The organism is Streptomyces hamibioticus (assembly GCF_047946815.1).
GTDB lineage: Bacteria > Actinomycetota > Actinomycetes > Streptomycetales > Streptomycetaceae > Streptomyces.
Genome location: NZ_JBKKQY010000001.1, coordinates 7028339 through 7049678 on the forward strand (window position 1 = coordinate 7028339; position 21340 = coordinate 7049678).

Annotated in this window: 17 protein-coding genes; 4 read left to right on the plus strand and 13 right to left on the minus strand. The window is 73.9% G+C overall.

All coding sequences use genetic code 11. The annotated features are described in order from the left end of the window. Positions 1-126: 126 nt before the first annotated feature. The 3 genes from ACLGIH_RS32090 to ACLGIH_RS32100 all read right to left on the minus strand — a co-directional run bounded on the left by ACLGIH_RS32090 (position 127) and on the right by ACLGIH_RS32100 (position 2973). Complete coding sequence (locus ACLGIH_RS32090) at positions 127-1050, minus strand: alpha/beta fold hydrolase (protein WP_416528792.1); 924 nt, start codon at positions 1048-1050, stop codon at positions 127-129. 136 nt (positions 1051-1186) lie between these two features. After that, positions 1187-2338, minus strand: coding sequence for an alpha-lytic protease prodomain-containing protein (locus ACLGIH_RS32095; RefSeq protein WP_416528793.1), 1152 nt, complete (start codon positions 2336-2338; stop codon positions 1187-1189). Positions 2339-2523: 185 nt separating this feature from the next. Next, complete coding sequence (locus ACLGIH_RS32100; protein ID WP_416528794.1) at positions 2524-2973, minus strand: hypothetical protein; 450 nt, start codon at positions 2971-2973, stop codon at positions 2524-2526. A gap of 474 nt (positions 2974-3447) precedes the next feature. Between ACLGIH_RS32100 and ACLGIH_RS32105 the strand changes: the two genes are divergently transcribed. The 3 genes from ACLGIH_RS32105 (at position 3448) to ACLGIH_RS32115 (ending at position 6441) form a co-directional block, all read left to right on the plus strand. After that, positions 3448-4305, plus strand: a complete 858-nt coding sequence (locus ACLGIH_RS32105; RefSeq protein ID WP_416529535.1) for an oxygenase MpaB family protein — start codon at positions 3448-3450, stop codon at positions 4303-4305. A gap of 107 nt (positions 4306-4412) precedes the next feature. Beyond that, the gene (locus ACLGIH_RS32110) at positions 4413-5378 is read left to right on the plus strand and encodes a DMT family transporter (RefSeq protein WP_416528795.1); all 966 of its coding nucleotides are present in this window, start codon (positions 4413-4415) and stop codon (positions 5376-5378) included. A 208-nt stretch (positions 5379-5586) separates the two neighbouring features. After that, entirely contained in the window at positions 5587-6441 is an 855-nt protein-coding gene (locus tag ACLGIH_RS32115) for an RNA polymerase sigma factor SigF (RefSeq protein ID WP_416528796.1), read from the plus strand. Positions 6442-6484: 43 nt separating this feature from the next. Here ACLGIH_RS32115 and ACLGIH_RS32120 read toward each other — a convergent pair whose 3' ends face one another. From ACLGIH_RS32120 to ACLGIH_RS32135, 4 genes are all read right to left on the minus strand, one after another. Further along, entirely contained in the window at positions 6485-7810 is a 1326-nt protein-coding gene (locus ACLGIH_RS32120) for a lipase family protein (protein ID WP_416528797.1), read from the minus strand. Positions 7811-8670: 860 nt separating this feature from the next. After that, positions 8671-10737, minus strand: coding sequence for an iron ABC transporter permease (locus ACLGIH_RS32125; protein ID WP_416528798.1), 2067 nt, complete (start codon positions 10735-10737; stop codon positions 8671-8673). 7 nt (positions 10738-10744) lie between these two features. Beyond that, positions 10745-11725 carry an ABC transporter substrate-binding protein gene (locus ACLGIH_RS32130; RefSeq protein WP_416528799.1) on the minus strand — a complete coding sequence of 327 codons (981 nt, stop codon included), beginning with the start codon at positions 11723-11725 and terminating at the stop codon, positions 10745-10747. Beyond that, positions 11722-12579 carry an ABC transporter ATP-binding protein gene (locus ACLGIH_RS32135; RefSeq protein WP_416528800.1) on the minus strand — a complete coding sequence of 286 codons (858 nt, stop codon included), beginning with the start codon at positions 12577-12579 and terminating at the stop codon, positions 11722-11724. Before ACLGIH_RS32135 ends, ACLGIH_RS32130 begins: the two co-directional genes overlap by 4 nt. A gap of 233 nt (positions 12580-12812) precedes the next feature. Between ACLGIH_RS32135 and ACLGIH_RS32140 the strand changes: the two genes are divergently transcribed. Continuing rightward, entirely contained in the window at positions 12813-12989 is a 177-nt protein-coding gene (locus ACLGIH_RS32140; protein ID WP_416528801.1) for a hypothetical protein, read from the plus strand. 73 nt (positions 12990-13062) lie between these two features. Here ACLGIH_RS32140 and ACLGIH_RS32145 read toward each other — a convergent pair whose 3' ends face one another. From ACLGIH_RS32145 to ACLGIH_RS32170, 6 genes are all read right to left on the minus strand, one after another. Beyond that, positions 13063-13698 carry a sugar O-acetyltransferase gene (locus ACLGIH_RS32145; protein ID WP_416528802.1) on the minus strand — a complete coding sequence of 212 codons (636 nt, stop codon included), beginning with the start codon at positions 13696-13698 and terminating at the stop codon, positions 13063-13065. A gap of 41 nt (positions 13699-13739) precedes the next feature. Further along, positions 13740-15776 (minus strand): RICIN domain-containing protein, encoded by a 2037-nt coding sequence (locus ACLGIH_RS32150; RefSeq protein WP_416528803.1) that lies wholly within the window; start codon positions 15774-15776, stop codon positions 13740-13742. Positions 15777-15924: 148 nt separating this feature from the next. Then, a complete protein-coding gene (locus tag ACLGIH_RS32155; protein ID WP_416528804.1) occupies positions 15925-17973 on the minus strand; it encodes a beta-galactosidase in 2049 nt (682 codons plus the stop codon). A gap of 38 nt (positions 17974-18011) precedes the next feature. Next, positions 18012-19355 carry an ABC transporter substrate-binding protein gene (locus ACLGIH_RS32160; protein ID WP_416528805.1) on the minus strand — a complete coding sequence of 448 codons (1344 nt, stop codon included), beginning with the start codon at positions 19353-19355 and terminating at the stop codon, positions 18012-18014. A gap of 89 nt (positions 19356-19444) precedes the next feature. Continuing rightward, positions 19445-20320 carry a carbohydrate ABC transporter permease gene (locus tag ACLGIH_RS32165; protein ID WP_416529536.1) on the minus strand — a complete coding sequence of 292 codons (876 nt, stop codon included), beginning with the start codon at positions 20318-20320 and terminating at the stop codon, positions 19445-19447. An 81-nt stretch (positions 20321-20401) separates the two neighbouring features. After that, on the minus strand, positions 20402-21328 hold the full coding sequence (locus ACLGIH_RS32170; RefSeq protein ID WP_416528806.1) for a carbohydrate ABC transporter permease: 927 nt from the start codon (positions 21326-21328) through the stop codon (positions 20402-20404). Positions 21329-21340 lie beyond the last annotated feature (12 nt).

Genomic DNA, 21340 nt, shown 5'->3' on the forward strand with positions numbered 1-21340 from the left:
GTGTGCCGTCCTCCCGCGCCCGGGCCGGGAGGGTGCGCCGCGGCCGGTATCCCCGAGTCGGCCGCGGCCCACCCGTTGCGCGACGACGCCCGGCGGCCGGGGACCCGCGCTCGACGACGGACGACATCAGGACTCGCCGGCAGAGCCGTCCGCCGGGTGTTCCGTGCGAGCGCCGTGTTCTTCGGCGCTCCGCCAGAACCTGCGCAGGGCGACGACGAGTTCCCCGGGCGCCTCTTCGGCGATGTGGTGTCCGGAGGCGATCGGGCCTCCGTCCAGCCGGTCGCCCGCCCAGTCGCGCCAGACGCTCAGGACATCGCCGTAGAGGTCGGCCATGTCGTCGCGGGTGGCCCACAGCACCTGCAGCGGACAGCCGATCCGTCGGCCGTCCCGTCGGTCGGCGTCGTCGTGCTCCCGGTCGACACCGAGGCCGGCCCGGTAGTCCTCGCACATGGCGTGCACGGTGGCCGGGTCGTGGACGGCGCGCCGGTAGTCCTCGTAGGCCTCGCGGCCCATCTGTTCCGGGGTGGCCTTGTACCACGCGTCCGGGTCGGCATTGATGACACGTTCGGCGGGCTTGTCGGTCTGTCCGAGGAAGAACCAGTGCCACCAGCTCGCGGCGAACCCGGCGTCGCAGCGCCGCAGTGCCTCGCCGATGGGGACGGCGTCCAGCACGCTGACGGCGGTCACGGCCTCCGGGTGGTCGAGGGCAAGGCGCGTGGCCACGTACGCGCCCCGGTCGTGGCCGACGACGGCGAACCGCTGGTGCCCGAGGCGGCGCATGACCGCCAGGCAGTCACCGGCCATGGCGCGTTTGGAATACGGGCTGTGCCGCCGGTCGGTCGGTGGCTTGCCGGACTCGCCGTAGCCCCGCAGATCGGGGCAGACCACCGTGTGACCGGCCGCGGCCAGCAGCGGGGCGACGCGGTGCCAGGTCGCGTGCGTGCGCGGATGACCGTGCAGGAGCAGTACCGCCGGGCCGCTGCCGCCGTGACGCACTCGCAGTTGTGCCCCGTCTCCCTCGCAGCGCGTCAGCTCGAAGCCGTCGAACACGTAGCCTCCTGTGTCTCGGAAACCCCGCTCCTCTGCCCCGAAAGCGCTCCGTCCATGTGAGGGCCGTCCAGTGGGGGCCCGGACCTCTTCGGGTCCGGGCCCCTTCGGGCCGGGGCTTGGCCGGGCCCGGGCTCCGTCAGGCCGTGTGCAGGGTCAGCCCGTAGCGGGACAGGATCTCGTTGACCGGCTGGAACCAGGTCTGACCGCCGCCGGAGCAGTTGCCCCAGCCGCCGGAGGTGACCCCCTGCGCCTGGTCCCCGCTGATGAAGGACCCGCCCGAGTCGCCGCCCTCGGCGCAGACGCTGGTCTTCGTCATCTGGTGCACGGCACCCTGGCTGTAGTTGACGGTCTCGTTCTTGGCCAGCACGGTGCCGCAGTGCCAGTGGGTGGTGGACCCGGAACGGCAGACGGAGGCGCCGACCGGGGCCTCGGCCGACCCGCGCACCAGCCGGTCGGGGACCGTGCCCCAGCCGAGCACCACCGGCACGGTCCACCAGCCGCTGCCCACGCTGACCCAGGCGTAGTCGTCGCCCGGGAACGACGAGCCCTGGAACGTGCCGATGTGCGAGCCGTCCCAGCCGCGGACGCCGGCACCCGTCCCGCCGCAGTGTCCGGCGGTGACGAAGCCGCCGTGCACCGAGAAGCCGATGGAGCAGCGGACGTTGCCCGTGTAGTACGGGTCGCCGCCGACCGTACCCGCCGCGAAGGTCCGCGGCGCGGACGGCACGGTCCGCACGGTGACCGGTCCGGCCTCGCGGGCCTGCCGCAGGAAGCGCCGGACATCGTTGTCGGCACGCTCGCTCGCGACGACGTCCACGACCACCGCGTTGGCGGCCGGATCGACATGCCAGCTGCTGACGCCCGCGGGTGCGCCGAGCCGGTCGACGCGTGCCTTCACGGCATCGAGCCGGCGGGCGCTGTGCTCGACGGTGCGCACGTCGGCGCCGGCGGCCTTCACCGCCCGTACCGTCGCGGGCGCCGCGTCCGGGGTCAGGGCCACGGTCAGCCGGCCGCGGTCGGCGTCGAACCACGAGCCGCCGTAGGCGGCCCCGGCGGTCCGGCGGGCCTTCGGCGCGAGCTCGGTGGCCTCGCGCTCGGCCGCCAGCCGCGCCTCGGCCTGTGCCCGGGTGAGGCCGAAGTCCCGCTGCATCGCCGTCAGAAGACCGGCGGAGGCGGGTTGGGTGGCGGGAGAGTCGTCGGCGGCGGCGGGCACGTTTCCGGCCGCGGTCCAGCTGCCGAGCATGAGCAGGACGGCGAGCCCGGCGTGCTTGAGTCTGCTGCGTCTCACGGGAGTTGCCCTTCGTCGTTCCAGCAAGGTGGGGTGGAACAACCGCGTTCTGAGAGCGCTCTCACGGGTTGGGCAGAGCTTAGCCAGCGCGAGGCGTCAGGTCCATGCCAATGGTGGGCGTTCTCCGGTACACGCCGGCCGCCCCTCCGGCCTGTGGGGTGGCGAAGAGGCGGCCGGGCCGGCCGTCAGTACCAGCCGGTCTGGGTGAGGACGTGGCCGTCGCAGGCGAGCCGGGTCCGCGAGACCCGCCCGTGCAGGTTGTTGCCGATCATCGTGCAGGCGTAGGTGATGCCCCGGTCGACGGTCTCGGAGACCCAGCCGTCGGCGCGCCCGGCACCGGAGTTCGAACGCTCCAGTACCGCGGCGCAGTTGGTCCGAGAGTTCTCGATCCGGGCGAACGACCCGCACTTGCCGGAGTAGAAGTACTTCAGCGCCATGCCCTCGGCGTACCGGGTCGGACCGATCTGCCGGAAGGTGCCGGCGCAGCCGGAGACGGTCGGGTACTGGCTCTCCATGCCGTAGGCCCCGTAGTTGCCGCCCGAGTGCGGGGCGGCCTGGGCGGGGGCCGGGGTGAGCGCCGGCATCGCGGCGGCTCCGGACGCGGCCAGCCAAGTGGTGAGCGAACGACGGCCCATGAGCCTCATTTCCGTGTCGGCGTGTGCTGGGACAGCGGACGCGACCGGCCGACGGCGGGGCCGGTCCCTGTTCCTGCCGCGACGTCAGGAGGCGGCCGGGGCGGCCGGTACCTCGCACATGTCAGGGCGGGGCCCGGCGAAGTCTCCCGTATCGCCGGTGCGGCCGTCGCCACCGACGGGTGCGCGCGTGATCGCTCCGGTCCGCCCGCGTGGCCCGCGCGCCGGCGCCCGGCGATGCGCGATGCCGCCGGTACCGGTCGCCGGTGGTGCGCGACCCCGCCCACGCGCCGGCTGCCGCGCGACCGCGGGCGCGTCACCCGGATGATCATCGCGAGGCGGCACCGACGCGCTGCTGCCGGGCCGCGGAGGCGCGGACGGAGCGGACGGAGCCGGGTCGCCCCGGAGCGCGAGCCGTGACGGCGGTGGTCCGCCGGGACGAGGCGCACACTTGAGGCAGGAGGCGAGGTGGCCACCGTGCTGTCGGGAACCCGCGAACAGCTGGGCCGGGCCCTGTTCCGCCGGGTGGCGGGGCCCCAGGGGCCGGCCAACCGTGCCCGGATCCACGACACCCCCGGCCCGCGGTGGTTCGGCCCCGAGCGTCCGATACGCGTGGTGCACGGCGACGCCTCGATGTTCGTCGGCGGGCTGCGCGCGCTGCTCCTCCAGTCGCTCCACCCGTCGGCCATGGCCGCCGTGGCCGCCCACTCCGGCTTCCGCGGCGACCCCTGGGGACGGCTCCAGCGCACCAGCACCTTCCTCGCGGTGACGACCTACGGCACCGCAGCCGACGCCCGGGAAGCGGTCGAGCGGGTCCGCGCCATCCACGAGCGGATCCGCGGCACGACCGCGGCGGGCGAGCCCTACCACGCCGCCGACCCGCACCTGCTGACCTGGGTGCACATCGCCGAGACGGACAGCTTCCTGTACGCCCACGAACGTTACGGCGCCCGCCCCCTCGACGCCGCGGGCTACGACGCCTACGTCGCCGACACCGCCCGCGTCGCCCGCGCCCTGGGCGTGCCCGACCCGCCGCTCACCCGGCAGGAGCTCACCGACCGGCTGGCCGCCTACCGACCCGAGCTGCGGGCCACGCCGGAGGCCCGCTCGGCCGCGCGCTTCCTGCTGCTCCGGCCGCCCCTGCCGCTCGCCGCACGGCCCTTCTACGCCGTACTGGCCGCCGGCGCGGTGGCGAGCCTGCCGCCCTGGGCGCGCGACCTGCTGCGGCTGCCCCGCATCCCGGTCGTCGAGGACCTCACGGTCGTACCGGCCGGAGCCGTTCTGACCCGGACCATCCGCTGGGCCATGACCCCGCCGCCCCGGCGTGCGGACTGAACGGACCTCGCGGCGGACGGTGACGTCTTCCGGCCGTCGATTGGTCCTCGACGGCGCCCGGAAAGTGGACCTCTCGGCGGGCCGCCGTGCTCCCTAGCGTCGCTGCCATGAACGCCACCACCACGCGCGGCGCCCTGCTCGCCGCCCTCGCCTGTGTCCTCGTCGGAGGGTCCTTCACCGCCAACAGCGTCCTCGGCGACTACCCGTACGCCGGCGGCCAGTTCCTGCGCTACGCCCTGGCCTTCCTGCTGCTCGTCCCCCTGGCCGGCGGGGGCGCGGCGGACCGGCTGCGGATGCCAGGGCCGGGCGGGTGGCTGCGCCTGGCGGTGCTCGCGGCCGTCGGCATGGTCGGCTTCAACCTGGCCGTCCTCGCCGCGGAGCGCACGGCGGAACCGGCGGTCCCCGGCGTCTTCGTGGGCTGCGCGCCGGTCGTGGTCGCCGTCCTCGTCCCGCTGCTGGACGGACGCCGCCCGCAGCGGCTGGTGCTGTGCGGGGCGCTGCTGGTGGCCGCCGGGGCGTTCACGGTGCAGGGCTGGGGCCGCACCGACGCGGCCGGCATCGCCTTCTCCGCCTGTGCCCTGGCCGGCGAGGTGGGGTTCGCGGTGCTCGCCGTTCCCGTGCTGCGGCCGCTGGGCCCGCGGCTGCTGTCGGCCGCCGTGTGCGGTGTCGCGGCCGTCGAGTCGGCGGTGGCCGGGATGCTCCTCGACGGCGCCGGGTGGCTGCGGCGGCCGGACGCCGTGGAGACGACCGCGCTGCTGTGGCAGGCCGTGGTGGTCACCGTCGTCGGGTTCGTGTGCTGGTACGTCGGCATGCAGCGGATCGGCGCCGAGCGCGCCACCCTGTTCTCCGGTCTCATCCCCGTCGCCGCCGCCTGCACCGCCCCGCTCGTCGGCACCGGCGCCTACGGCCTCGCCCAAGCCGCGGGCAGCGCGCTCGTCTGCGCCGGGGTCGCCGTGGGCTCCGGCGCGGTGCCCCGCCGCCGGGCGGCGCCGCCCGGGCCGGACGCCTTGCCGGCGGGGCGGGCGGAATCCGGGCGGACTGCGGAATCCGGGCGTACTTTGGAGAAGCGGTAGCGCGCCCGGGATGGGGCCAGGGCTCCGAACCCGCCCTCGGCCGCGAGCCGTTCGGCGGCCGCCGGCCGCGCCCGGTCCCGGACGCGAGAGGCACGGCACCGAAGTGGCCGGAATTCCCGGGTGCGTTCCCGGAATTCCGGGGTACCCGGACTGACGTCGGCCCGGCACGGGCAGGCACGGGGCACCGGCAACTGCGGGAGGACACCAGATGAGGACGGCGGCAACGACCCAGACGGCCAAGGCCGGTACGGACGCGGCGCGGCTGCCCGTGGTCGAGGACCCCTCCAAGGTCGCTCCCAAGGACGCCCGCGAGCTGTCGCGGCTGTTCTTCGACCAGCTGGCGGTGCTGGAGGAGGGCACGCCCGAGCACCAGTACGCGCGCAACACCCTGATCGAGATGAACATGTCCCTCGTGCGGTACGCGGCCTCCCGGTTCCGCAGCCGCGGCCCGGAGGAGCGGGAGGACATCGTCCAGGTCGGCATGATCGGGCTGATCAAGGCGATCGACCGGTTCGAGCTGACCCGCGAGGTGGAGTTCACCTCCTTCGCCGTGCCGTACATCGTCGGTGAGATCAAGCGCTTCTTCCGCGACACCTCCTGGGCGGTGCACGTGCCGCGCCGGCTCCAGGAGGCCCGGGTGGAGCTGGCGAAGGCGACGGACGAGCTGCGCAGCCGCCTGGGCCGCACCCCGACCGTCAAGGAGCTGGCCGAGCTGATGAGCCTGACGGAGGAGGAGGTCATCGAGGCCCGGGTGGCCGCGAACGGCTACAACTCCGCCTCCCTGGACGCCGCGCTCGGCGGGGGCGAGGACGGCGAGACGGTCCTCGCGGACTTCATCGGCGCCGAGGACGCGGCGCTTGAACTGGTGGAGGACTTCCACGCGCTCGCCCCGATGATCGCCGAACTGGGCGAGCGCGACCGGCGGATCATCCACATGCGGTTCGTGGAGGAGCTGACCCAGGCCGAGATCGGCGCACACCTCGGGGTGTCCCAGATGCACGTCTCCCGCCTGCTGTCCCGCACACTCGCCCGGCTGCGCGAGGGCATGCTCACCACGCGGTGATGCGGGTGGCAGGCCCTCGCGGCGGGTCGTCGCGGCGCACGGCTCAGGGCTGCACGGGCATGCTCCAGCAGTTGGAACCGGCCGGCTTCCCGGCCAGGCGGTCGGTGAGCCAGGAGATGGCCTTGCCCTGGTCGGCGAGGAGCGGCGAGACGTGGTTGAGCAGGTCGTTGCCGACGGCGGGCAGCAGCACCGCGTCGTAGGTGACCTTCGCGCCCTTGCGGCACCAGTCGACGGCCAGTCGGCGTGACTGGGCGTGCGGGACGAGGTTGTCGGCGACGCCGGTGGCCACCCGGACGGGGCTCTCGGGCTTGAGCGTGCCGATGCGTTGCTCGGCCAGGAGGGACCGCAGCGCGGGCTCCGACCGGACGATCTCGCCGAGCGACTGGCCGGTGGTCGTCCACGCCGTGGTGCGCGCGCCGTTGTAGGCGAACAGCGCGTCGCCGACGCACATGGTGGACAGGTCCTCCAGCGCCTCCCGTCCCGCCCGGTTGATGTACCGGTCCGCGATGGGCCGCAGGGACGGCTCGGTCTGCAGGAAGCCGTTGAGCGACCAGCCGATCGCGCCGGCCAGGTCGCCGCCGTCGATCGCCTCGGTGACCTCCGCCAGATCGGCGGGCGGGGCGCCGGCGTAGGTGCCCGCCAGCCGGACGTCCGGGGCGTAGGAGGGCTGGAGTTCGGCCGCGGCGGCCGCCGCGCCGCCGCCCTGGCTGTAGCCGAACAGCCCCACCGGTGACTCGTCGGTGACCGACGCCGACTCCAGCGCCCGGGCGGCGCGTACCGCGTTCAGCACGGCGTGCGCCTCGTCGACCCGGTTGACGTAGGTGTGCAGCCGGTCGGTGGCGCCGAGGCCGACGTAGTCGGTGACGACGACCGCGATGCCCCTGGCCAGCAGCCGGTAGATCGACACGTCCTCGTAACCCACCGACACCGTCCGGCCGTTGAACAGCAGCGGGCGCTCCAGGCCCATGGAGGCGGCGCACTGGTCGCCCTGGCCCATCGTGCCGGGGGCCACGGCCACCAGGGGGCGCGGTCCGTCGCCGCGCCACTTCGCGGACGGCTCGATGTAGGCGCCGGTCACGGCGACCGGACCGCCGTTCGCGTCCGTCGACTTGTACATCAGCCGGGTCGCCCGCCCCGGCAGCGGGCCGTCGAGGCCGGGCAGGCTCAGCGCGAGGCGGAGCGGTTCGCTGCGGACCAGCGCGCCGTCCTTCTCGGGCAGGTCGGCGGGTGGGGTGTAGAACGCCGGGATCGTGACGCCGCGGGACACCTCCGTGGCCGATCCGGTGGTGGCGGCGGCCGGGACGGCCTGGGCGCCGAGGGCGAGTGCCGCGGCGATGGACGCGGCGAGCAGGCGTGGGCGTGCGGGCATGGCGCACCTCCTGGGGAGGAAGGGGCGGACGGACCGGTCGTCCACGGTCCGGTGGGGTGGGTGGCGCTGCTCCTGTGGGGGTTACCGGACGGTATCCGCACAGGAGTTACCCCTGGTAGCACCATGCTGATTACGGTTCAGTAACTTGACGCTCTGTCTAACAAGCGCCACGGTGTGCGCAGCCGTACGCACGCGCCTCAGCCGGGCGGCCACCCCGGCCGGGCGCCCCGGCACACCAGGTCCGGGACCAGCGCGGCGATGTTCCAGGCGTCGCCCTCGCCCCGGTGGTGCCGTCCCTCCGGCGGCAGCCGGCGACCCGGAGGGCCTGGCCATGCCCGGCCGGCGCTTCAGCCCGTGGGCCTCGGCGAAGACCGCCTTGGCATGGGCGTGGGCGTGGTCGCGTCCGGGCGCCCGTCCGAAGGGCAGGCCGACGCCGGTCGCGCGGCACTGGCGGACGGACCGGCGCCGGGTCGTGGTCGCCCCGCCTCGCGCAGGGCCGGACCCCGGCGCCGTGCTCGCGCGCCAGGGTCCGGCAGTCCTCGGCGAAGCTCACGCCCGCATCGGCCACGTCCCGGGTGGAGCCGGTCAGCCCGCTGCAGAACGCGCCGGCCCCCGACCGGGCGGGCCCCCAGGATCCGGTGCCTGGCTACTGGCTTACGGGCCCGCTGGCCCAGGACGGCGAGCCCGATTTCGACGGTCTCGCTCACCGCGCCCGGCGACGGCCCGCCCGTCCCGGCAGGTGGCCTCCACGTCGATGACGTTCAGCAGCTCACCGTGCCCTCCCCCGGCGGCGAGTCCCTCCATGCGGGCACGGTACGAGGGCCCCGGCTCGCCGGCATCCGGTTTTCGGCGCGCGGCGCCTACCGCCTGCTCCGCACGAGCAGGTAGAGGAAGTACGGCGTCCCGATCACCGCCGTCATCAGGCCGGCGCCGAGCTGCGCCGGGGCGATCACCGTGCGGCCGGTCAGGTCGGCCGCGCACACCAGCGCGGCGCCCAGCAGCAGCGCGACCGGCACGACGCGCACGTGCCGCCGGCCCACCAGGCCGCGGGCCGCGTGGGGCGCCACCAGCCCGACGAAGCCGATGGTGCCCGCGCAGGCGACGGCGGTCGCGCTGAGCAGGACGCTCACCACCAGGAAGCCGAGCCGGCCCGCACCCAGCCGGAGCCCGAGCAGCCGGGGCGTGTCCTCGTCCAGGGACACCAGATCCAGCTCGGTGCGCCGGGCGACCGCGACGACGACGCCCACGGCCAGCACCAGCGCCACCGGCAGGACGTCGGGCATGGTGCGCCCGTAGGTCGAACCCGACAGCCAGGTCAGCGCCTTCGTCGCGTTGAACGGGTCGGTGAGCACGATCAGCAGGCTGATCAGTGCCGTCGAGGCGGCGGCGACGCCGACGCCCACCAGGACCAGCCGGTTCTGCCGGAAGCCGCCCCGCGCCGCCAGCCCGAAGACGAGCACGGCGGTGACCGCCGCGCCCGCGAAGGCCGCGCCGGCCACGCTCCACGTCGCGGCGGCGGGCACGGTGGTCACCAGGATCACGGCGCCGAGCGCGGCCCCGCCGGACACACCGAGGACACCGGGTTCCGCCAGCGGATTGCGGGTCACCGCCTGCACCAGCGTGCCGGCCAGGGCGAGCGCGGCACCCGCGCAGAGCGCCGCGAGGACCCGGGGCACCCGGGTGTCCAGGACGAAGGAGACGGTCCGGCCGGCCCGTCCCTGCGCCCAGTTGGCGACGTCACCGAGCAGCAGCTTGGTGTCGCCGACCAGTACGGCGGCGATCACCAGACCGACGAGGGCGGCCACGAGCACGGCCACGGTGGCCAGGAACGCCGCCCGGCCCGGGATGCGCAGCCGCTCCGGCGCGCCGGCCCCGGCCGTGTCCCGCAGCCGCAGGGCCATCACGACCAGGAAGACGGCGCCGACGAGGCTGGTGACGACGCCGGTGGGCACCGCCACGGCCGTGTCCGACGGGACGAGCGCCCGCAGCAGCACGTCGGAGCCGAGCACCAGCGCCGCCCCGGTCAGCCCGGCCGCGGGCAGCGCCGTACGCGACCGGGCGAAGCCGTGGAACCGGCGCACGAGCGGGCGCACCAGCGCAGGCGCGCACAGGCCGACGAACCCGATCGGCCCGGCCAGCGTGACGGCCGCGGCGGACAGCAGCGCGGCCAGCGTCACCACGGTGACGCGGGTGGCCCGCACCGGCACGCCGAGGCCGCGCGCGGCGTCGTCGCCGAGGGCGAGCGCGTCGATCCGGCGTCCCGTCAGCAGCAGCCCCACCAGACCGGTCAGCGCGAGCGGCAGCATCCACAGGACGCCGTCGAAGCCGTTCTGGCCGATGCTGCCCTGGTTCCACTGGTAGAGGCCCTCGGTCTGCTCGGGGAAGAGCAGCAGCAGACCCTCCGTCATGGAGTTCAGGCCCAGCATCAGCGCGGTGCCGGCCAGTACCAGCCGGACGGTGCCCGTGCCGAGCCCGGACAGCCCGAGCACCACGGCCGCCGCCGCCAGGCCGCCGGCGAAGGCGACGCCGGAGGACGCGAGCATCGGCAGGGAGAGGCCCGCGGCGCCGGCCACACCCAGGGCGAGGTACGAACCCGCGTTCACGGCGAGGGTGTCGGGGGAGGCCAGCACATTGCGGCTGACCGCCTGGAGGACGGCACCGGCCACGCCGAGGACGACGCCGACCAGGATCCCCGCGGTCATCCGCGGCAGCCGGGAGGCGATCACGACGGAGGCGTCGGCCGGGTCGGCCCGGCCGGTGAGCGCCTTGACCACCTCGGCGGGGCCGACGGCGGCGGTGCCCTGGGTGATGTCGACGACGGCGAGGGCGGCGACCAGGAGGACCAGCGCGGCCGTCACCGCGGCCGCACCGGGCCGGGACGTGACCGCCGGCGGACCGAGGACGGGCTTTGTCGCGGTGACGGCCATGGCCCCGCTACTTCGTCAGCGCGTCGACGACGGCGTCGATGTACGCCTGCATCGACCCGGGACCGCCGAACATCCAGATGCCGTCGGGCAGCCGGTACACGTCGCCGGCCTTCACGAACGGCAGGTTCTGCCACACGGAGTTCTTCGCCAGCGCGCCGGTGAAGGGCGTGCTGTTCTTGTCGCCGTCGTTGCCGATGTAGGCGAAGCGGGTGTCCTTCGGCAGCTCGGTCAGGCCTTCCACGTCGGTCGAGGCCAGGCCGTAGGCGGCGTCGCCCTCGACCTTCCAGGCGTTCTTCAGACCCAGCTCCTCGCTGACGGCGCCGATGAGGGAGCCGCTGGTGAAGGGGCGGATCGAGACCTGGTTGGAGGTGACGTAGCCGTCGGCGAAGGCGAACCGCGCGCCGTCGAGACCCGCGTCGGTCAGAGCCTTCCTGCCCTCGGCAGCCTTCGCCTCGAAGTCCTCGCGCACCTTCTCCGCCCGGTCCGTGGTGCCGGTGGCCTTCGCGATCAGGTCCAGATTGTCGAACATCTGGCCGATCTGGTCGGAGGCGTCGGCGGACTTCACCGCCAGGACCGGAGCGACCTCGCGCAGCTGCTTCACGGCGGCGGGCGGCAGGTCGCTGCCGGCGACGATGAGATCGGGGGAGAGCGAGGCGATGGTGTCCATGCTGGGCTCGCCGCGGGTGCCGATGTCCTTCGGCTCGTTCTTCAGCGGGACCGCGGTGTCCCAGGTCTTGTATCCCTTGACGTCGGCGACGCCGACCGGATCGACCCCCAGGGTGACGAGGCTCTCGACCTCGTTCCACTCGGTGGCGACCACCCGCTTCGCGGGGCCGTCGAGCTTGACCTCCTTGCCCGCGCCGTCGGTGAGGGTGATGGCCTCGGCGGGCTTCTCGGAGCTGTCGGCGGCGGGCTCGGTGGTGCCGCAGCCGGCGAGGGTGAGCGCCGCGGCGGTGACGGTCGCGGCGGTGAGCAGGAGGCTTCTCATGAGGTGGTGCCGAGCCTTTCGGGTCGTATGTGGTGGCGGCCGATCGGGCGGGTGCGCAGTCGGCCGGTGAGGGGGTCGGTGTCGACCTCGATCCGGATGCCGTAGACGGCGGTGAGGCGGTCCGCGGTGAGCACGTCCTCGGGCGGGCCGTCGGCGACGATCCGGCCCGCTTCGAGCAGCGTGATCCGGTCGGCGACGGCCGCCGCCTGGTCGAGGTCGTGCAGGACGACGCCGACGGCGATGCCGTGGTCGTCCGCCAGGTCGCGGATGAGGTCGAGGAGTTCGACCTGGTAGCGGAGGTCCAGGTAGGTGGTCGGCTCGTCGAGCAGCAGCACGCCGGTCTCCTGGGCGAGGCAGCTCGCCAGCCAGACCCGCTGCAACTGCCCGCCCGACAGGTGGTCGGCGCCCCGGTCGGCGAGGTCGGTGACGCCGGTCAGGGCCAGCGCGCGGTCGACCGCGGCGGGACCGTCCGGGTCCGGGCGGCCCCAGCGGCCCCGGTACGGGTAGCGGCCGAACTCGACGACGTCCCGGACCGTCAGCCCGCCGGGCGTCGGCCGCCCCTGCGTCAGCAGGGCGACGTAGCGGGAGAACTCACGGGGCGACAGGGCCAGGCCGTCGGTCCCGTCGATCCTGAGCGTGGCGCTGCGGGCTCGCTGCAGACGCGCCACGGTCCGCAGGAGCGTGGACTTGCCGCTGCCGTTCGGCCCCACCAGGACGGTCACTTCGCCGGGCCGGAGGCCGACCGCGGCGCCGTGTACGACGTCCACGCCGTCGTAGGCCACCGTCACGTCGGTGGCCGCCAGCTCATGACCGCGCAGCCGGAACGAGCCGTCCGCTTCTTCACCAGATCTCACGCGGCGAAGGTTAGCCTAACCTAATATCGGCTGGTGACGGTGGGGTCGGTCTGCCGCGCGTCACGCGGCCGGGCGCACCAGGCGGGGCGGGGAAACCCGGCGGCGGTGTTCACCGGGACGGACCGGGGCGTCCCGGCCGCCCCGGTCCGTGTTCGCCGGGCGGACGGGGGCATACGGGTGACACACCGTTCCGGACCACCGTCCGGAACCACCGACGACCGAGGGAGCGCACCGTGCTGGCCATCATCGCGGCGGTCCTGTTCTTCATCGCCTTTCTGATCAACGCAGCGGACATCTCCACCAACGACGTCTTCGCCTCGACCAACATCATGCTGATCGGGCTCACCGTCCTCGCCCTGCACCTGGCCGGGATCGGCGGCGGCTGGTCCGCCCGCGGCCGCCGCCGCTGAATCCCCGTCCCCGGCCGCCGCCCGGCGGCCGGGGACGGGGCCGCGGGTCACGCCCGCGCGGATGCCCGAGGCGTCAGCACGCGGGACGGCCGAGTGTGCGCGGCGGCCGGTGGGTCCACTCCCGGTCCGCGTCGGTGATCTCCCGCAGCACGCGCGCCGGGCTCCCGGCGACGACCGTCATGGGCGGCACACGCGCCGTCACCACGCTGCCCGCGCCGACGAGCGAGCCCCGGCCGACCGTGACACCCGGCATGATCAGCGCCCCCGCCCCGATCCACACGTCGTCCTCGACGCGCACCGGCGCCGAGAACTGGCTGCCGTCCCGGCGCAGCGCGGGGTGGACGGGGTGCCCGGTGGTGCTGACGGTCACGTGCGGGGCGAACATCACGCGGTCGCCGACGACCGCCTCGACGTCGTCGACCGGTGTCAGACCGAAGTCGGCGTACACGTCGTCGCCGAGGTGCACGTGGTTGCCGTGGGCGACGTGCAGCGGCGGCTCGATCCACACGCCGGTGCCCAGCGGGCCCAGCATCTCCCGGAGAAGCGCCCGGCGGCCCTCCTGGTCCCGGGCGCCGGTCCGGTTGCAGGCGTCGGCGAGTTCCTTGCCCCGGAAGCGTTCCTCCGCCAGGCCCTCCAGCCCCGGCCCGCCGTCGGAGTACAGCTCCCGCGCCGCCATTGTCCGGCGCACCTCGCGCTCTTCGGGTGTCATGGTCCTCTCCGGTGCGGTCGTTGGCCGTGGCGGGGCCTGGGTCAGCCGGTCACGTCCGTCACCGTCCAGCGCTGGTTGGCGCCGGAGTTGGGCGGCCACGTGGTGACCGAAGCGCCCTCGTGGGTGGCCTGGCCGCCGACCTCCAGCAGCCGTCCGGTGGCCGCGTTGACCAGCGTCCAGGTGCCGTCGCCGGTGGTCGACGCGATCCACTCGGCGGCCTCGTCGCGCCGACCGGTGCCGGGCTCCGCGACGGGCACGTCGTCGCGGACGGCGAGCCGCCTGCTCTGCGCCGGGTCGGTGAAGACGTAGCGCTGCCGGACGCCGTCGCCGGGGCGCACCGCGCTCAGCCGCCACCGCTGGGCGGCGCCGCCGTCACCCGTGCCGATGACGAGGCGCCTGCCGTCGCCCGCGACGGTCAGCGCCTTGCCGCTCTGCACGCCGGTCAGCGTGTAGGTGCGGCCCTCGCGCAGCGTCGCCGCGTCCCCCACGACACCGGACACGCCCGTGATCTCGAAGGACGTCACCGACTGCGCCGGCACGGTGAAGGTGGCCGTGCGCCCGTCGACCCGGACCGGCCGGTGCCGCTGGAGCTTGGCGCCGGCGCTGGTGACCACCGGGGTGACGGTGGCGTCGCGGCCGACATGAGCGAACTTGGACAGGTCGAGGGTGACCGTGCGGGACGCGGTGGTGCGGTTGACGTGGACGACCGAGGCGCCCCGCCCGTCGCGGGTCACGGCGGCGGCGCTGGAGGTGTCGTTCACCTTGACGAGCCGGTCGCCGGGCTTGATGAAGTGGGTGAAGTTGCGGGCGGTGTCGTACTTGGTGTTCGTCCGGATCGGGCAGGTTTCGAGGGTGTCCTCGGACGTGCAGCTGAACGGGATCTGGATGCTGCCCCAGTTGCCGCCCTTCGCCGACTCGCCGCCCGGCTGCATGTTGTCGTAGTCCTCGACCGGCTGCCAGAACACCCAGGCCCGGGGCTCCAGTTCGCGCAGGTCGTCGACGATGTGCTGGGCGAGCCCGAGGCCGGGGCGCATGTCGGTGAAGTCCTGGCCGTCGCCCCAGTCGCCGCCCACCTCGCTCATCCACAGCGGTTTGTCCGCGGCCTTGGCCAGGTCGCGCACGGTGGTGCGCTGCCCGGTGCCGTAGGTGTGGACGTTCATCCGGGCGACCAGGGCTCGGTCGGCCGGGGTGTAGGCGCTCCAGTTGCGGGCGAAGGTGCCGGGGTTGGTCTCGTCCATCGCGGAGATCCGTGCCTCGGTCCTCGCCTTCTTCAGTGCGGGCGCCAGGGCCTGGAGCACCTCGCGCTGGAGCCCGGGGCTCATGTGGGCACCTTCCTGGCGTCCGCCGACGGGTTCGCCGTCGGGGCCGAGGCGGGTGCTCCAGTAGGGCGTGTTGGGCTCGTTGAACGGGTCGACGGTGCGGACCCGGATGCCGTGCGCCTGCTCCAGCCGCTCGGTCGCGCCCGCGAGGTACGCGGCGAAGTCGTCGACCGCCTCCGGCTTGAGCTGGTCGGCCTCGGCGTCGAAGCCGCCGGAGACGTAGCCGCTGACGGTCATGAACCAGGGCGGGGAGTTGCTGAACGTCTCCCAGTGGTCGATGTCGTCCTTGACGCGCTCGACCCACCAGCGCTGGGTGGCGTCGGCGTCCTTCTTCCAGTCGGCCGGGTCCTCGGCGCTCCACCAGCCGGTGTCCTCGCGGGTGGTGCCCTCGGGCGCCCGCCACCAGCCCTCGACGGCGCCGCCGGCCCGCAGGTAGTCCCGGACGTCGGGGGCGTTGCCGCCGCCGATGTTGTAGCGGGCGATGTTCAGCGCCAGCCCGTCGTCGCCGAAGAGCATGCCGGCGAGCTTCTCGCGGATCTCGGGCGGGTAGTCGCCGGTGGCGTTGGCGAACCAGACCAGGCTGGTGCCCCAGCCCTCGAACCGCTCCTGCCGGTACGACGGGTCCGGCTGCACGGTGACGGAGGCGGCGGCCCCGGCCCGTGCCGCCGGGGCCGGAACGCTGACCAGCGTGGCCCCGGTGACCAGGGCGGTCAGGGCCGCGGCCGGGAGGAGCCGTCTGCTGGGGGTGCGGCGTGCCATCGTGTGCTCCCAACTGAAGGTGTGGTCGCTGCGGTGGCCCCTGCCGGCCGCGGGCGGGCAGCAGGGGGCGGCCCCGGAACGGGCGCGTGCCGTTCCGGGGAGTCGTGGGCGTGCGGCGGTGCCTCGGGTGCGGTGTGCGGGGGATGTCTCAGGCGGTCGCGGGCTGCCGCAGGACGGCGACCTCCCGGGGACCGAGCACCACGGTGCCGTCGGCGTCGGCGGTGCCGGTCAGCACCTCGCCGGTGAGCCCCGCGACCGGCACCCGCTCGTCGGTCCGGTTCACCAGGAACAGGAACCGGCCGCCGGGTCCCCGGCGCACGGCCGCCTCGACCCGGCCGCGCACGGCGGCGGGCAGTTCGCTGCCCACGCCGGCCGGCTCCAGCAGCCGCGGCAGCAGCGCGCTGAGCCCCTCGACGCCGAGCCGGGTGGAGACGTAGGCGGCGGACCCGGTGCCCGTCGGACGGCGGGTGACCGCGGGGCGGCCCGCCTGGTCGCCGGTGCGGTAGCGGGCGAGGACCTCGGTCTCCGGCGCGGTGACGGTGATCCGGTCGGTCCACAGGGCGCCGGTGACGGCGTCGTCGAGTTCCACGGTGTCCCCGGCGGGCAGCGGCCCGAACTCCTCGATGCGGATGCCGAGCAGTTCCCGCAGGGCGCCGGGGTAGCCGCCCAGCCAGACGTGGTCGTTCTCGTCGACGATCCCAGAGAAGTACGTGGTGACCAGGTGCCCGCCCTGCTCGGCGTAGCGCGTGAGGTCCTTGGCCAGCCCGCCGGGGACCAGGTGCAGCACCGGCGCGATCAGCACCCGGTGGCGGCCGAGGCCGGCGCGGGTGGTGACGACGTCCGCGCGGATGCCGAGGGCGAGCAGCGCGGAGTACCAGTCCAGGGCCTCCCGGTGGTACTTCAGCAGGGAGGTGGGGTGGGAGTCCTGCTCGGCGGCCCACCACGACTCCCAGTCGAAGAGGATGCCGACCTCGGCGGGCTCCCGTTCGCTGCCCGCCACCGGTGCGAGGGCCCGAAGCGTCTGCCCCAGGCCGGTGACGGCACGGAACAGGTCGCTGTCCGCCCCGGCGTGCGGCACCATCGCCGAGTGGTACTTCTCGGCGCCCGCCGCCGACTGCCGCCACTGGAAGAAGCAGACCGCGTCGGCGCCGTGCGCCACGTGCAGCAGCGAGTCCCGGGCCAGTTCGCCGGGCCGCTTGGCCAGGTTGACGGGCTGCCAGTTGACGGCGCCGGTGGAGTGCTCCATGAGGAACCAGGGCCGCCCGCCGGCGATGCCGCTGGTGAGGTTGGCGGAGAAGGACAGCTCGTCGCGGTCCTGGGGGCCGGGGTGGACGTAGTGGTCGTTGGAGACGAAGTCGACCTCACCCGCCCAGTCCGCGTAGTCCATGCCGTTGATGCCGCCCATCACCATGAAGTTGGTGGTGACCGGGACCTCGGGGGTGATCTCGCGGAGGACCGCCCGCTCCGCGCGCAGGTGGTCCTTGAGCGCGTCGGAGGAGAACCGCTTGAAGTCCAGCTGCTGCGTGGGGTTGGGGTGGGAGGCGGCGAGCCGCGGCGGCAGGATCTCCTCCCAGTCCCCGTAGCGCTGCGACCAGAAGGCCGTCCCCCAGGCGTGGTTGAGCGCCTCCAGCGTCGAGTACCGGGCGCGCAGCCAGTCCCGGAAGGCGCGGGCCGCGTCGTCGGAGTAGTCGTAGACGTTGTGACAGCCCAGCTCGTTGGAGACGTGCCAGGCGACCAGGGCCGGGTGGTCCGCGTACCGGGCCGCCAGCTCCCGGACCAGGCGCAGGGCGTGCTCGCGGAAGACGGGCGAGGTCGGGCGCCAGTGCTGCCGTGCCCCCGGCCACACCGTCTCCCCCCGCTCGGTGACCGGCAGCACCTCCGGGTGGGCGGTGGTGAGCCAGGGCGGCGGCGAGGCGGTGGCGGTGGCCAGGTCCACCCCGACCCCGCCCGCGTGCAGCAGGTCCATCACCTCGTCCAGCCAGCCGAAGTCCCACTGGCCGGGCCCCGGTTGCAGCCGGGCCCAGGAGAAGATGCCGACGGACACGACGTTGACGCCGGCCTCGCGCATCAGCCGTACGTCCTCCTCCCACACCTCCCGGGGCCACTGCTCGGGGTTGTAGTCGGCGCCGTACAGGAGCCGGGGGGCGGGGGCACCGTCCGGCCCGCGCCGCGGGCGGGACAGGAGGGTGGAGATCATGGGCGGTCCTTTCCGGTGGGTGACACGGGGCGGCGGTGCTACTGCTCGACGGTGAATCCCTGCTCGTCGCCGTACTCGGCGGACGCCTCCTGCCAGGACCTCAGGCCCTCGGCCAGCGTGGTGGAGGAGACGTAGGCCTTGCCGACGGTGTCGTTGAAGATCGAGTTGGCGTACACCTGGTAGGGCAGGTACGACCAGTCGTCGGCGACGTTCGCGGCCGACTCGGCGAAGATCTTGTTGGCCCGCTGTCCGCCGAAGTGCGGGAACTCGGCGTCCTGGAACTCTGCGGACTCCAGGTCCGCGGTGGTCGCCGGGAAGGCGCCCTCCTCGATCCGGGTGCGGACGCCCTTCCCGGCGTTGGCGTACTCGACGAAGGCGTAGGCCAGCGCCTCGTTCCGGCCCAGCTCGGGCAGGACCAGCGCGCTGCCGCCGTTCTCGGCGCCGGCGTCGCCGCCCGCGGCCCACTGCGGCAGCGGGGCCACCCGCCAGTCACCGGCGGCCTCCTTGACGCCGGAGGCGAGGTTGGCGGGCATCCAGGCGCCGATGGCGAGGGTCGCGATCGTGCCGTCGCCGAGGCCCTTGTACCACTCGTCGGACCAGCTGGTCACGGGTGCGACCAGCTTCTCGTCGAGCAGCTTCTGCCAGGTGGCGGTGTACTGCCGGGCGCCCTTGTCGCCGAAGTCGATCTGCACGCGGGTCCCGTCGACCGTGTACGGCCGCGAACCGGCCTGCCAGAGCATGCTGGTGGTGAAGCCGGCGTCCCCGGTGTCGTTGGTGATGTACGCCTTCGGGTCCGCCTTGCGCAGGGCGCGGGCGGCGTCGACGTACTCGTCCCAGGTGGTGGGTACGTCGATGCCGTGCTTGTCGAAGACCTTCTTGTTGTAGAACAGGGCCATCGGGCCGGAGTCCATCGGCAGGCCGTAGATGCCCTCGCCGCCGGGCCGCACCCCGTTCCACGGGCCGGGGGAGTAGCGGCCGGCGAGCTTGCCGGCGCCGAACGCCTTGAGGTCGGTGAGCTGCTCGGTCAGCGCGTACTGGCCCATCGCGTAGTACTCGACCTGGGCGACGTCCGGGACGCCCTTCTGCGCCGACATGGCGTTCTGCAGGGCGGTGTACTGCTCGTTGTTGGTGCCCGCGTTGACGAGGTTCACCTCGACGCCGGGGTGTTCCTTCTCGAAGTCGGCAGCCACCCGCTTGAGCGTGGGCTCCCACGCCCAGACGGTGATGGTGCCGCCCTTCTCCAGGGCCGCGCCGATGTCCGCCTCGGTCACCGCCTTCCGGTCCGGTCCGCCGTCGTCGGAGCCTTGGCAGGCGGTCGCCGCCAGGGCGAGGGCGCAGACGAGGCCGGTGCCGCGCAGCAGGCGGCGCGAGTGCTTGCGCATGGTGGTGGTTCCACTTCCTCGTGAGACAGGGACAGGGACAGGGACAGGGACAGGGCGTGGGGGTGACGAGCCGGGAAGAGGGGGCCGGGTCACTCCTTGACGCTTCCGGCGGCCAGCCCCGACCGCCAGTACTTCTGCAGCAGCAGGAACGCGACGACCAGCGGCAGGACGGTGATCAGCGATCCGGTGACGACCAGGTGGAAGACGGGCTCGCCACCCGCGGTCTCGGCCTGGGCGTTCCAGCTGTCCAGGCCCAGGGTCAGCGGATACCAGTCCGGCTCCTTGAGCATGATCAGCGGCAGGAAGTAGTTGTTCCAGGTCGCGACCATCGTGAACAGCAGGACGGTGACGATCCCGGGCGCCGGCAGCGGCAGCGCCACGGTGAAGAACGTGCGCGCCTCGCCCGCGCCGTCGATCCGGGCGGCCTCCATCAGCTCGGTGGGGACGGCCTCGCCGGCGAACACCCACATCAGATACAGGCCGAACGGCGAGATCAGCGACGGGACGATCACCGCCCAGGGGGTGTCGGTGAGGCCCATCTCGCTGAACATCAGGAAGGTCGGCACCGCCAGCGCCGTACCCGGCACGGCCACCGCGCCGGTGACCACGGCGAACACCGCCCGCCGGCCGGGGAAGTCGAACTTGGCCAGGGCGTAACCGCCGAGCACGGCGAGGAAGGTGGCACCGCCCGCGCCCACCACCACGTACAGCAGGGTGTTCAGCAGCCAGCGGGTGAAGACGCCGTCGTCGTAGGTGAACGTCTCGGCGACGTTGTCCCACAGGGCGAAGTCGCCGTCGAACCACAGACCGAAGGAACCAGACAGCCCCTCCTGTGTCTTGGTGGCGCTGAGCAGCAGCCAGACGAGCGGCACCAGACTGTAGAGCAGCACCAGGCCGGTGAGGACGGTGAGCAGCACGCTGCGCCGGGGCCGGCCGGGCCGGTACGGGCGGCGCGGGCCCCGCAGCCGGGGCGCGGGGCGGGGGCGCGGGGCGGGGGAGCCGTGGAGCGGCCGGAGACGGTGGCGACATCGCTGGTCATCGCTGCTTCACGCTCCCTTGCGCATGCCGCGCAGCTGGACGGCACAGGCGATGACCATGGTGATCAGCCCCATGACGATGGCGACCGTCGCGGAGTAGTTGTGCTGCCGGCCGTTGAAGGACAGCGAGTAGGTGTAGAGGTTGGGCGTGTAGTCGGTGGTGAGGGTGTTCGGCGCCAGCGGCCGCAGGATGGTGGGCTCGTTGAAGAGCTGGAAGCTGCCGATGACCGAGAAGATCGTGGCGATGACCAGGGCGCCGCGGAGGGCGGGGAGCTTGATGGCGGTGATGACGCGGAACTGCCCGGCGCCGTCGATCTCCGCCGCCTCGTACAGCGAATGCGGCACGACGCGCAGCGCCGAGTAGAAGATCAGCATGTTGTAGCCGACGAACTCCCAGGTGACGATGTTGCCGAGGGCGGCCAGCATCAGGTCCGGGGAGAGCGGGTCGGGCAGCGAGACGCCGAGCGCCTCGTTCACGTCGCCCACCAGCCCGAAGCGGCTGCCGTACAGGAAGCCCCACATCAGGGTGGCGACCACCGCGGGCACGGCGTACGACAGGAAGATCGAGACCCGGAAGAAGTCCCGGCCGTAGAGGCGCCCGCTGTCCAGGGCGAGCGCCACCAGCAGCGCGATGCCGAGCATGACCGGCACCTGGACGGCCAGGAAGAGCGAGACCCGGCCGAGCGCGGCCCAGAACCGGTCGTCCTGGAGGGCCTGCCGGTAGTTGTCGAGGCCGACGAAGGCGGTTCCGCCGATGAGCTGGTCGCGGAAGAGGCTCAGGTGGAGCGAGTACGCGATCGGCGCGAGGAAGACCAGGGCGAAGACGGCCGCGAACGGTCCGAGGAAGCCCCACCCCGTCCAGGAGCGGCGGTCCCGTCTCGCCGGGGGCGGTGCCGGCCGCGGCCCGGCGGCCGCCGGCGGTTGCAGCGTCGTCATGTACCCCTCGCT